The organism is Moraxella sp. CTOTU46711 (assembly GCF_031975715.1).
In the GTDB taxonomy this organism is placed as follows: Bacteria; Pseudomonadota; Gammaproteobacteria; order Pseudomonadales; family Moraxellaceae; genus Faucicola.
On the sequence record NZ_DALYMP010000010.1, the window covers coordinates 1 to 13089 of the forward strand.

Annotated in this window: 11 protein-coding genes and 2 tRNA genes; 2 read left to right on the forward strand and 11 right to left on the reverse strand. The window is 43.4% G+C overall.

What is annotated here, in order from left to right:
• From RTJ53_RS10585 to RTJ53_RS10615, 7 genes are all read right to left on the reverse strand, one after another.
• Nucleotides 1-405 (reverse strand): uroporphyrinogen-III C-methyltransferase (locus RTJ53_RS10585; RefSeq protein WP_409418162.1); only part of this gene is annotated, 405 nt, incomplete at its 3' end.
• A 146-nt stretch (nucleotides 406-551) separates the two neighbouring features.
• Complete coding sequence (mobA, locus tag RTJ53_RS10590; RefSeq protein WP_312276910.1) at nucleotides 552-1163, reverse strand: molybdenum cofactor guanylyltransferase; 612 nt, start codon at nucleotides 1161-1163, stop codon at nucleotides 552-554.
• The gene (moaB, locus tag RTJ53_RS10595; protein WP_312276911.1) at nucleotides 1153-1686 is read right to left on the reverse strand and encodes a molybdenum cofactor biosynthesis protein B; all 534 of its coding nucleotides are present in this window, start codon (nucleotides 1684-1686) and stop codon (nucleotides 1153-1155) included. Before moaB ends, mobA begins: the two co-directional genes overlap by 11 nt.
• Before the next feature lie 207 nt (nucleotides 1687-1893).
• Nucleotides 1894-3522: a BCCT family transporter gene (locus tag RTJ53_RS10600; RefSeq protein ID WP_312276912.1), complete on the reverse strand. Its 1629-nt coding sequence runs from the start codon at nucleotides 3520-3522 to the stop codon at nucleotides 1894-1896.
• A gap of 800 nt (nucleotides 3523-4322) precedes the next feature.
• Nucleotides 4323-4399: transfer RNA gene (locus tag RTJ53_RS10605), tRNA-Asp, on the reverse strand.
• Between the two features lie 36 nt (nucleotides 4400-4435).
• Nucleotides 4436-4511 (reverse strand) — tRNA-Val (locus RTJ53_RS10610).
• A gap of 262 nt (nucleotides 4512-4773) precedes the next feature.
• Nucleotides 4774-5265, reverse strand: coding sequence for a glutathione peroxidase (locus RTJ53_RS10615; RefSeq protein ID WP_312276913.1), 492 nt, complete (start codon nucleotides 5263-5265; stop codon nucleotides 4774-4776).
• A gap of 170 nt (nucleotides 5266-5435) precedes the next feature.
• Here RTJ53_RS10615 and RTJ53_RS10620 point away from each other — a divergent pair, with 170 nt between their 5' ends.
• A complete protein-coding gene (locus RTJ53_RS10620; protein WP_312276914.1) occupies nucleotides 5436-7109 on the forward strand; it encodes an aminotransferase class I/II-fold pyridoxal phosphate-dependent enzyme in 1674 nt (557 codons plus the stop codon).
• A 91-nt stretch (nucleotides 7110-7200) separates the two neighbouring features.
• Here the strand turns inward: RTJ53_RS10620 and RTJ53_RS10625 are convergent, their stop codons facing one another.
• Complete coding sequence (locus tag RTJ53_RS10625) at nucleotides 7201-8595, reverse strand: sodium-dependent transporter (RefSeq protein ID WP_312276915.1); 1395 nt, start codon at nucleotides 8593-8595, stop codon at nucleotides 7201-7203.
• A gap of 436 nt (nucleotides 8596-9031) precedes the next feature.
• Between RTJ53_RS10625 and RTJ53_RS10630 the strand changes: the two genes are divergently transcribed.
• Complete coding sequence (locus RTJ53_RS10630; protein ID WP_312276916.1) at nucleotides 9032-9505, forward strand: arsenate reductase ArsC; 474 nt, start codon at nucleotides 9032-9034, stop codon at nucleotides 9503-9505.
• A gap of 98 nt (nucleotides 9506-9603) precedes the next feature.
• Here RTJ53_RS10630 and RTJ53_RS10635 read toward each other — a convergent pair whose 3' ends face one another.
• The 3 genes from RTJ53_RS10635 to RTJ53_RS10645 all read right to left on the reverse strand — a co-directional run bounded on the left by RTJ53_RS10635 (nucleotide 9604) and on the right by RTJ53_RS10645 (nucleotide 12983).
• A complete protein-coding gene (locus RTJ53_RS10635) occupies nucleotides 9604-10953 on the reverse strand; it encodes an aminopeptidase P N-terminal domain-containing protein (protein ID WP_312276917.1) in 1350 nt (449 codons plus the stop codon).
• Between the two features lie 17 nt (nucleotides 10954-10970).
• Nucleotides 10971-12164 carry an acetylornithine deacetylase gene (argE, locus tag RTJ53_RS10640; RefSeq protein ID WP_312276918.1) on the reverse strand — a complete coding sequence of 398 codons (1194 nt, stop codon included), beginning with the start codon at nucleotides 12162-12164 and terminating at the stop codon, nucleotides 10971-10973.
• A 78-nt stretch (nucleotides 12165-12242) separates the two neighbouring features.
• A complete protein-coding gene (locus tag RTJ53_RS10645; RefSeq protein ID WP_312276919.1) occupies nucleotides 12243-12983 on the reverse strand; it encodes a UPF0149 family protein in 741 nt (246 codons plus the stop codon).
• Nucleotides 12984-13089 lie beyond the last annotated feature (106 nt).

The following is a 13089-nucleotide window of genomic DNA, read 5'->3' on the forward strand; positions in this document are numbered from 1 at the left end:
TTCTTCACCGCCACGCCCAAAGATAAACGGGTCACCCGACTTTAAGCGTACAATAATTTTGCCTTGTTGCGCTAGGGTGATCAATAAGCCATTGATATTTTGTTGGGACATGCTGTGCTTGTGGCATTTTTTACCCACATAGATTTTTTCTGCCGTTGTGTTAAGTGCCAAAATCTCATCACTCACCAGATTGTCATAACAAATCACATCCGCTTGCAAGATAGTTTTATAGGCTTTGATGGTTAAGAGCTCGGGGTCGCCTGTACCTGCACCAACCAGATACACTTTGCCCTGATTTTGTACAGCTTTTGCATGTCTGGGGGTTATAGAAAGGTCAAAACGATTTTCTTTCACGCTGTCATTGGGAAAAAATTCAACACTCACAGGGCTACTGATTGAAGGCATAGCAGTTTTCCAACATAATCAAACAAGGTAATTTAAAAATGCAATTACCATGCCTAAATTTTAACTCATACCCTTAATCCTACCCTTAATTGATGAAATTATTTTATATACTGTTAATGTGAATAATTTCCCAAAATTTGACCTATTTATCCTATGTCATTGAGTGAGTTCAACGCCAAATTAAATTCATTTTTGGTATTAAAATTTGCTAAAGCTATCCATTCATTCGGCAATGCAGCGGTTTGTATTTTTTTATCCGCCAAAAACTTCATCACTGCGCGCTGCCCCTTATCCAAATAATCGTATAATTTTATTAATAAATCCGTACGATACAAACCCAACAATGGATAATCCTTTTCAGCTTTTAAATAAATCACCGCTTCATTATCGGTTACCGCATAATGCAACTTATCAAAAACTTGATGGGCATGAACCAAACTATCACAGCTTATCACCAGTAAATAATGGTAAGGAGACATGACTTGATTCATGGCACTTGCCATGGCTGATAACGCCCCTGCTCCTTTGCCATCTTGTTGATTTGGCAGATAATCATCAATGATTTTGACGGTTGCATCATGACATAAGCGCTTACCATTATCCGCCACCATGACAGGGACATTTAAGCGTTTAGCATGACGAATATGAAAATCAAGCAAAGTCTCGCCATTTGGCAAGCTTAATAACGCCTTGGGCGAACCCATCCGAGATGATTCACCCCCCGCCAAAATCACCACCCCTGCCAATTTAATGGTCATGTTTTGGATTTTCACGCATCAGATGGGGCACAAAGTTACACGGACGGGTACGGTTGTCGAGCTGCTCTTTGATAATGCCTTCCCAGCCTGTGCGACAGGCACCCGAGGAGCCAGGTAAACAAAAAATCACCGTATTATTCGCCATGCCTGCTAGAGCACGAGATTGCAAGGTTGACATGCCGATTTCATCACGAGATAGCGCGCGGAACATCTCGCCAAAACCTTGTACTTCTTTATCAAACAGCGGGTTTAGGGCTTCAGGGATTTGGTCACGGATATAAAAACCTGTCCCGCCTGTGGTAATGATAGCGTGAATCGCAGGGTCGGCAATCCATTGACTCACGATAGCACGGATTTGATAAATATCATCGGTGCGTATGGCTCGCTCCGCCAGGGTATGCCCTGATTCGACAAGGCTATCAGCTAGGTATTTACCAGAGGTATCTTCTTCTAAACTGCGGGTGTCTGATACAGTTAAGATTGCGATATTAAGCGCAATAAAAGGTTTTTCAGGCTTGCTCATTGGGGTTTCCTTATTATTTGATGGGCATACAATTTTATGGGCATATCAAATATTGCCATACATTAGGCGTTTATTATAGCGTTTTTCTTTGTAACGTATGTCTAGGCTGTCACTCTGTCAATTAACGCCCATTGGTTGACTGCCTAGACGGGCATCAGCTTTGCGATGCTTGCACCCGTCCACTTATGTTAATCAAGAAAAACAATATTAGTCATCTTTAGCCACCACGGGCGGACCCAGCAATAAATGCTCATCAATAAACTCATTCGCTGAATTATGCTCAGCAGACTCTGCCGTGATATACCATTGTTGATTACGGTACAAGGTCAATCTATCTCGTGATAGCCCTCGCCATAGACAATACATCATCACAAACACCACGATGGCAAACGGAAAGCCTGCAATAATCGCGACCGCTTGCAACGCAGATAACCCCCCTGCTACCAATAATACCGCAGCAATTACCCCTTGGCTCAATGCCCAAAATAACCGCTGGATTTTTGGCGGATTGGTATCGCCGCCTGCCGTGAGCATATCAATCACAAGGCTTGCCGAATCTGACGAAGTGACAAACCACAACATAATCATCACCACAATCATCAGCGTCAAAGGCTTGGTTAAAGGATAATATTCAATCAGTTTAAAAATCGCACTACCATAATCGGCTTTGACTGCTTCTATCAACCCATAATTGCCCATCAATTCCATATGTACCGCGCTGCCGCCAAAGGTGGTAAACCAAAAGAACAACAGCAGCATCGGAATAAATAACACCCCAAAAATAAACTCTCTGATAGTACGACCCCGAGAAATACGCGCCACAAAAATTCCCACAAATGGCGACCAACTCACCCACCATGCCCAATAAAAAATCGTCCAATTTGCCTGCCAATCTGTATTGCTATACGCCTCACTCCAAAATCCTAGCGGAATAAGTTGGCTGACATAATTGCCGATATTTTCAATAAAACTATCAATGATAAACTGGGTCGGACCAAAAAATAACATAAAGCCAAGCAGCAACACAGTCAGCACAATATTGATATCGCTTAAGCGTTTAATCCCTTTATCCAGTCCCATCATCACTGATAACGTCGCCATCGCGGTAATAATTGCAATCAGACAAAGCTGTACTGGGACATTGTTGGGAATACCAAACACATTGCTAAAGCCTGCGTTGATTTGCATCGCACCTAGCCCCAAGGAAGTCACCACCCCAAACATCGTGCCAAACACCGCAAGGGTATCGACCACATGCCCCCATTTGCCATAGATTTTTTGACCAATCAATGGGTACAGTACCGAGCGAATCGACAATGGCAAGCCACGACGATAATGAAAATACGCCAATGACAATGCTACGACACAATACAACGCCCACGCATGAATCCCCCAATGCAAAAACGAAATACTCATCGCTTGTTTAGCCGCTTCTACGGTTTCGGCTTGCCCCATCGGAGGCGACATAAAATGATATAACGGCTCTGCCGTCCCCCAATACAACAGACCAATCCCAATCCCCGCACTAAACAGCATGCCAAACCATGATAGTAAGCTATACTCAGGATGCTCTGTTTGATGCCCAAGCCGAATATCGCCATAACGACTCAAGGCAATATATAGGCTAAACACCACCGCGACATTCATCAAAATGATAAAAAGCCAACGAAAACGGTGGGTAATAAAAGATTGTAGTTGGTTAAAAACCTCACCTGCCAACTCACCAAATAACGAACCAAAAATAATAAATCCGACAATCAGCAATGCGGAGGCAATAAAGACGGGACGATTGACCCGATGGAAAGGGCCGAATTTTTCGACTTTCACAGAACTCATAAAGATATCTTTTCATTAGATTAACTGGAAAGCAACCTTAACAAATTATTTACAATATTTCAAATTACAGCAAGATTTCACAGGGCATATATACCACAAAAACAAAACTAAGTTTTTGATTGTAAAGGATATATATCTTAACATACTGTAACATTTTAGTAGAATATACAAAATTGGATTAATTAATTTTATTTAATAATTTAGTGTAATTATAAATTTTATAATTCAACATTTGTTAACTATGTATCTGCTTTAATTTGACTAACTGACGCCTCATCTGGGTTACGACCCCATTGGATAATCGGATGATTTCAATGACGAGCTTACGGGAAAACGCATTGGCAAGTTGGTAGTGGGGCGATGAGGATATTGGCGTATAGCTCATGCCATAAAATGCGAGACTTGGTTGTTCGATTGCATGAATTTTGGTTGTCTGGACAGCTTGTAATGAAATCCGCCTTTTAATTTTTACTGTACTTTTTGTATTTTAAAAATTGGTTTTAATAATTGGCGGATGACCCTATAGACCGTAAGCCAAAATTTTTGGTCACAAAATGGTCACGTTTTGGTCACAAGCGTTTGGTCACGTTAGTTTTACTAATATATCCTTCAGAGTATGTCTAGTCACTTAACAATCAGTCAGTCAAAACACGGTTCATAAGTAAAAGATTTGTCGAAAAAGTAATATTTTTTATATTCAATCACTTAGCTAAACACCAAGACGAAAAAAAACCTCAAATCAGGGGAGATTTGAGGCACAAAACTTTAAAAATTTTGTTTTTTAACACTTATAAAATAAGTGGCGCAGCGGACGGGACTCGAACCCGCGACCCCCGGCGTGACAGGCCGGTATTCTAACCAACTGAACTACCACTGCACGGTAGCTGGTGACGATGACCCAAACTTGTCAAATTGGTGGGTCGTGACGGATTCGAACCGCCGACATTCTGCGTGTAAGGCAGACGCTCTACCAACTGAGCTAACGACCCATCGTCTGTGGTGGGTATTATAGAGAATTTATTTTTGCTGTCAACGATTTTTTTTGGCAAATGTTAAAAATTTTAAAAAATTTTGCTGAGCATGTCATGTGGTTGTCACATAAAAAACCTATCATACCTACATGGCCAGCAAGGTCATAGCTAACAATAAGAATAATAAGATAACAATAATAACAATGTCTCTATCGCTTGTCACCCAAAGGATTTAATTCCCCCAATTAAATCCTTTTTATTTTTTTTCTCCCGCCTTTTCTTACGGTTGCGCCAGTAGTGCTTTGATATCCATCTCAAGGTCTTGGGGGGCTTTGGTCGGTGCAAAACGATCTACGACTCTGCCGTGTGTATCAACTAAAAACTTGGTAAAGTTCCATTTGATAGCGTCACCCAACATACCCTTGCCTTGTGGCTGTGATTTTAAAAACTCATACACAGGATGGGTGTCTTTACCATTGACGTCAACTTTTGCCATCATCGGAAAGGTCACGCCATAATTAATTTGGCAAAACTCACTAATTTGCGCTTCACTGCCGGGATCTTGCTGACCAAATTGGTTGCAGGGAAACCCCAACACCACCAATCCTTGGTCTTTGTAAGCTTGGTATAGCTTTTCTAAGCCCTCAAACTGTGGGGTAAAGCCGCATTTGCTTGCGGTATTCACAATCAATACGACTTTACCTCTAAGGGTGTCAAAATCAAATAGCTGACCTCGAATATCGGTCGCGGATAATTGGTAAAAATCTTCCATAGTAAATCTCCTTGTTGTTAGTTAAAAAATTGTAAGTTTTTCTTGCATTATTGTGCTGACAAGCGTAGTTTATCTGTTGGCAGTTATCTGCAATATTTATAATTTAATTTTGTCAGTATTTCTGACAAAAATTGATATGACTTATTAATACTCAAACGGAATCCCGTGCTATGCTCACTGACGCTAAACTATCGGCTGGACAACGCTTGACGCAGCTGCGTAAAAGCAAAGGTTTGACCACTGCCGAACTTGCCGATTTAATGACCCAAGCTGGTGCTAAAGTTAGCCGTGCCGCGATTTCTAATTGGGAGCGCGGCTCCAATGGCATCGTGTCCAATAAACTGCCTGTGCTTGCCAGTCTGTTAGGGTGCAGCGAAAGCTATTTGCTATCAGGTACTGGGGTGGAAACTCAAGTCGTCAACACCCAAGCATTAGCAGCGCATACGCTCAATGATGCTACTGTAGCACAAGCATCAACCGATGCCAATCAAGCGAACCCGCGGCAGGGTCAAACGGCTCAATCTACCGCTACGGCTGCTACCAATTTTCAACCCAACCATCTCACACCGAATCCCGAACCCAATCCCAAACCTAGTAGTGATGTATCTACCATGAAAACTTTGAACAAATCTAACAAACTGCAAAACGTGTGCTATGACATTCGCGGCCCTTTGCTACAAACTGCCAACCGCATGGAGACACAAGGTCATAAAATCATCAAACTTAATGTCGGCAACCCTGCGCCATTTGGGTTTGAAGCACCGCAAGAGATTTTATCAGATGTGGCGATGAATTTGCCCAATGCGATTGGCTATTCAGACTCTCAAGGGATTTTTGCCGCGCGTAAAGCGATTTTGCAGTATTACCAAGCCAAAGGATTGTTAGAAGCGGTAGATGTTGCCGATGTGTATTTGGGCAACGGCGTCTCTGAACTGATTGTGATGACCATGCAAGCGTTACTGGACGATGGCGATGAAGTGCTGATTCCAATGCCTGACTACCCGCTTTGGACAGCGGCGACGAATTTGGCAGGGGGTAAAGCGGTTCATTATTTGTGTAATGAAGCAGACAACTGGCAGCCAGATATTGCCGATATTGAAAGCAAAATCAATGAGCGCACCAAAGGCATTGTGGTCATCAACCCAAACAACCCAACAGGCGCGCTTTACTCTACCGAAAATTTAAAAAAAATCGTGGCACTGGCAGAAAAACACGGGCTTGTACTGATGGCGGATGAGATTTATGACCGCGTGCTGTATGATGATGCCGTGCATGTACCGATGTGCACCCTTGCCAAAAACTGCTTGGTTATCTCCTATAATGGCTTGTCAAAGTCGCACCGTATCGCAGGTTTTCGCTCAGGCTGGATGATGTTATCGGGTAAAAAACACCATGCGGCTGATTTTATTGAAGGGTTAACCATGCTATCATCGATGCGGCTGTGTGCCAACGTCCCCTCACAATACGCGATTCAAACGGCGATGGGTGGTTATCAAAGTATGCAAGCCTTGACCGCACCAACCGGTCGCCTGTATCAGCAGCGCAACATCGCTATCGAGCGCCTAAATGCCATTAAAGGTATCTCATGTACCATGCCACAAGGGGCATTTTATTGTTTTCCAAAAATTGACCGTGACATTTATCCAATCGAAGATGATATGCAGTTTATGATGGAATTATTACTGCAAGAAAAAGTCTTGATGGTACAAGGTACGGGTTTCAACTGGCATGCGCCTGACCATTTTCGCGTGGTATTTTTGCCCAATGCATCAGATTTGCATGAAGCGATGGATCGACTTGAGCGCTTTTTTGCCACAAAACGCCAAGAATATGGCACTGATTAATGTTTCAGTGAAAGAAAAAAACCCCGACGATTCGGGGTTTTTTATTGTCAGCAATTAATTACATAAAGCTATTGAGATAAAGCCATTGGGATTAACCCAGTAACTCCGTTAAAAATACAGCGATGATACCAATCGGTGCGACAAATTTTACCACAATTTGCCAAATAGTCCATTTCATGCCATCTAGCCCCAATTCACGTTTTACCGATTCTTGGTTGATAAACCAGCCAATGAAGATAATGGTACCCAAACCAATCAAAGGTAGCATGATTTTACTAGAAGTATAATCTAGTGCGTCAAAGATACCTTGTGGGATGTCTTTACCGTTTTTGTGGATAGTAAATACCGCAAAATCAGACAATTTATTAAATGACAATAACGCAAGTACACCCACTGCCCACGTTGCCACTGCCCCTACTAGCGTGCAGATTTTACGGCTCATTGGGGTTTTTTCTTCCAAGAATTCGACAATAGGTTCAAGAATTGAAATCGACGACGTCAATGCCGCAAAGGTCAATAACAAGAAGAATAAAGTACCTACTACTACACCTAGACTCATTTGACCAAAAGCGATTGGCAAGGTCACAAACACCAAACCGGGACCTGCCGCTGGATCCAGATGATTGCTAAATAAAATCGGGAAAATCGCAAGACCTGCCGCCAATGAGAAGATAATATCCCAGATAATCACCGTGCGCGCGGTTGCCAATAAATCCACATCTTGTTTTAGGTATGAACCATAACTCACCATGATCGCCATACCCAGTGACAAACAGAAGAACGCATGTCCTAGCGCCGCCATCAGCACTTTACCCACGCCAACTTCCTGCATACGCTGCCAGTCAAACTTAAACAAAAACTCTGCGCCTTTGGCAAAATCCATATTAATCGCGTTATATCCCACGATAAATAATAAGATAAAAGCCAACGCAGGCATCATGATTTTTGATGCTTTCTCAATACCTGCTGATACACCGCCTGCCACAATTAGCGCCGTCAAGCCCATAAACGCCGTGTGCCACAACGTCATTTCGGTCGGATTGGCTAACATCGTCTCAAAAATTTTGCCAGTGGCGTCGGCATTGAGACCACCAAATGCATTGATACCGGCTTTTAAGGTGTAATTAAGCGACCAGCCGCCAATCACACTATAAAATGACAAAATCATAAAAGCGGCTAAAATACCAAAGTAGCCGAGCAGACTCCAAGCCGGTGAGGCGTTATTGGCTACCGCCGCTTTGCGGAAACTTGCCGCTGGGTTACTTTGACCACGGCGACCAATCAGCCATTCAGTGACCAACACTGGAAAACCGATGAGCGCGATACTGATGATAAACACGATAACAAATGCCGAACCACCGCTATCGCCTGTCATGTAAGGAAACTTCCAAATACTACCGAGACCGACCGCAGAACCCACGGCTGCCATTAAAAACCCAATCTTTGAGCTCCACTGGGAATGAGACGACTTGTGATTAGTGCTCATAATCCCTCCCTAATCGAATGTAAATAAATGAAAAAATTGCAACAAGAATCTTGCAGTATGTAGATTTTTCATGAATCAATAGTTAATGTCAAACTTTCTTTTCACGAAACCCAACCAAAAGTTATACAAGCAAGTCATTATTTTTTTGCAGTTACATAAAATGTAATAAAATCAAATATTTATAATGGTTATTTTTAAAATTCATTAAACGCAAATTATTTTTATACTAAATATTACTTTTTGGAATCAATAATTTTTTCACCTATTTGATGGCGAATTGTTGGCAAAACTTAGCGGTTAATATCAACGGTTTAAACTTGCACAATTGTGGGGATTTTGATAGCAATTTTTTGCCATTAAAGGTAAAATTTCATTTTCAAAAATTGCACGCCCAAACGTGCTGACCGTTCGCAGAATGATGACAAGGGACTTATTGATGACGCAGCCTTATAATGTGTTGTTCTTGTGCAAGCACAATGCTAGCCGTAGCCTGATGGCAGAAGCGATTTTGAATAAAATTGGTGGTGACCGTTTTGTAGCCTATAGCGCAGGCGTTGAGCCATCCCCTAGCGCGCATCCATTCACGCTTGAGGTATTAAAACAAGAAGGTTATGATGTCACAGGCTTAGCGCCCAAATCCGTCAATCAGTTTTTACAAGACAACGCGCCAAAGATTGATTTGGTGATTGGGCTGTGTAATTCTTTACAGCAACATGCGGACATTGATGGCAAATTCCCACTCACCGCGCATTGGCATATCAATGATACGGACAGTGTATCAGCGGATAGTGAGGTGGAAAAAGCTGCCTTTAGCCAAGTATTACGCCAACTCTCTCAGCGCATTCATTTGTTGACAAACTTGCCCGAAGATAAAATCGAACATTTAGCACATCCATCAGCCGATGCCTAACATGGCGATGAACGATTGATCTTAAAAAAGCCCAACTGTCTTGGGCTTTTCTTTTTTCTATTTTTTTTCTTTGCCTCTATATATAGATGTGCCTCTATCTATGAATCAACTTTTTGCTGCATTAGCGCTTCAATCGCCTCCGTTGTTTTTGGTACGTCACGGGTGAGAACCAGTGGCTCACCCTCGGTAATGACCACATCATCCTCAATGCGAATGCCAATACCCCGATATTTCTTGGGTACCAATGCATTGTCATGCGCAAAATACAAGCCTGGCTCTACAGTAATCACCATGCCTTTTTCAAGCTTTCTGGGTTTACCGTCGTCGCCAGTATAGCGCCCTGCATCATGCACATCTAAGCCAAGCCAATGCCCTGTGCCGTGCATATAAAACGGTAAGTAGGCTTTATCAGCAATCAACTTATCGACATCGCCTGTCAAAATCCCCAAATCAATCAAGCCTTGGGTCAGTACTTTAAGCGCAGTTTCATGATGGATTTTGCCATGCTCGCCTGCTTTTAGGCTGTTGATGGCGGCAATATTGGCATTGAGCACAATGTCATACACCTGTTTTTGCACGTCGCTGAACTTGCCACTCACCGGAAAAGTACGGCTGATATCACCTGCATAATGTTGGTATTCGGCGCCCGCATCTATCATCACCAAGTCGCCATCGTGCAGCGGTTGGTCGTTTTCAACATAATGCAAAATATTGGCATTGTCCCCGCCAGCCACGATACTATTGTAAGAGGGTACGCAGCCGTATTGGGCAAAAGCATAATTGACTTCAGCTTCCAGTCTGCTTTCATTGCCCTGATTTTTCTGCATTAAGGATGCCACACTTTGCATCGCGCGAATATGCCCGTAAGCACTGATTTGGGCGGCGACTTTCATGCGTGCAATTTCACACTCATCTTTTATCAGCCGCATTTCATTGATAAGGCTGTCAATATTGGTGATAGTATCGACCACACCTTCGCCGCGCTGCAGCTGCTTGGCTTGATTAAGCCAGCCAATCAGCTCATTATTAAAGCGGGCAAACACGTGTTTTTTACCAAAAATCAATGTCGGCATAATCTCATCAATTTTGCCAATGGCAATCGCTTTATCCGCGCCAAAATCTGCAGTTGCACCGTCAAGCCCCACCCGTTTACCATCCCAAATCTCACGTAGTTTGTCTTTTTCACGTAAAAATAACGTGTAGTTGACAGTATGGTCAGTTTTTTCCAAAACCATAACTGACTCTGGCTCGGCAAAGCCAGTTAGGTAGAAAAAACTGCTGTCGGCGCGGTATTTGTACTCAGCATCGTTATTGCGGATATGCGCGTGTGCCGTTTGCAAAATCGCGATGCTATTGTTTGGCAAGGCTTCAGCAAGTTTGGCACGGCGTTTGGTAAATTGGCTTTGGGGAAGCTTTGGCAACAACTGTATGGTTAATTGATTTGACATGATATTTCCAAAAATTTTTAATGGCTGTCACAGCATTGTTGAAGAATTTGCTGTAAGAAGCTTTCGCATTTTGCTAGTTGGTTTAGACTGACAAACTCATTGGCTTTATGGGCATTGCCAATATCGCCAGGTCCGCAAATCACCGTCGGAATGCCTGCATTGGTAAACTGCCCGCCTTCGGTGGCATACGCCACTTTATGGCGCTGCTGTTCATCCACCAAATTTTCTATAAGCTGTTGCAAGGCTTGGCTATCTTTATCGGTCATCGCAGGGACATTTTCGTTGCGAGTTAGCTCAATGCCCGTGTCGCTGTCAATGGCGTGCATCTTAGGCTCAAGGGTTTTGATAAAGGCACGAATCGGCTCAATCACTTGGCTTTCATTCATATGCGGCAAATTACGGTAATCAAAGGTGAATTCGCACAGGTTAGGCACGATATTGGTTGCCGTACCGCCGGTAATAGTGCCGACTGACAAGGTCGAAAACGGTACATCAAACGCCATATCTTGGTCGTTACGTTGTTGCAATTGCTCGGCAATTTCATCAATAAAATTGATAATTTTGCTAGCATAGCTGATGGCATTGACGCCTTGCGGAGTCAGCGATGAGTGCACCGATTTGCCATGCACGCGGCAGCGATACACTTGGATGCCTTTATGCGCGGTGACCATTCTCATCATGGTCGGCTCACCGACGATACAGTAGTCGGGCTTAATCCCTTGGGCTTTTAAATCCTCGAGCAGTAATGGCGCACCCAAACAACCCACTTCTTCGTCATACGACAGTGCCAAATGAATCGGTTTGCCTAGCCTCTTATCGCGGCTTGATTGCACCACAGTGGGCAACAGGGTTAAGGCGCAAGCAATAAAGCCTTTCATATCACAAGCCCCACGCCCGTATAGTTTATCTTCCACAATAGTCGCCACAAACGGATCGGTATCCCATGCCTGCCCATCAACGGGCACCACATCGGTATGCCCGGAAAACACAAAACCCCCTGTCGTTACGGTATCACCCCTACCCATCGCAGTTACAGTCACAAAGAGGTTGGCTTTGGTATTATCGGCATTAAAGGTCAAACGTGGCGACAACCCCAACTGCTCACAATAGCCCGCCACATACTCAATCAATTGCAAATTGGAGTAGCGACTGACGGTGTTAAAACCAATCAGCTTTGTTAACCAGTCTACGGCGTTGGATGGATAGCCCATAGTCGTTCCATTTTTCTCAAATTTTAAACCATTAAAACAGCCTATCAAGATAAATTTAGTCGAAATAGGGTGTTAGCATCAATTCGGCTTTTTACCATTCATGGCATCAATGACCATATGGGTAACAAAATCATCATTGGTATCTTTTTCTGCTTCCCAATCGAGCTCGTCATCGCGTAGCTGCTCAATAAAATCCAAATGCTCCTCATCAATCTCTTGGGCTTTGCCCACAGGGCGACTCATGGCAAATCCTGCGATGAGCGGCAACTTGGCGACTGATTTACGTACTCGCCCTTGTGACACACTCACAGGAATCATGCGCACAAACTCAAGTAGCTCCATATATTCAACTTCGCCTTCAGCATTGTCTGTCCCTTGCAGCGCCTCATCATACACATCAATCCGCAGCGCGCCGATTTTTGCCAAGTCATTAAATAGGTTTTTTTCTTCCGGGCGTAGCGCACTATCGGTGACGCCAAAGCCTGTCAAAAAGCCATTTGCCCAGTTCTTAAGTGCCATCAAACGCTCATACAGTGGATGGTCATCATCGGGCAACAACGGCATAAACTGGTAGCTATCGGCATCATCGGTTAACATCGCCACCATATCCTCGCCTTCTTCAGTCACTATCTCTAACGCTTTTGGCTCAAGCTCGGTAAAGCTCAGCTCAGTCAGTAGCAGTTGCCACTCTTGCTCGGTTGGCGCATCACACACACTGAGCACCCCTGAGATTAACCCATGTAACTCACTAATTGTGACGTCATGCCAATCCTCAAATGCTTGTGTCCAATCTTGCCAACCCGAAATATAATCATCCATCGCTTTACCCTTTTTTCACAAAAAATTATATCAACATTGAGATAATACTAGCCTTAATGCGGTCAACTATGGCATTATTAAAGTGGTAAAATAATATAAGTATCAC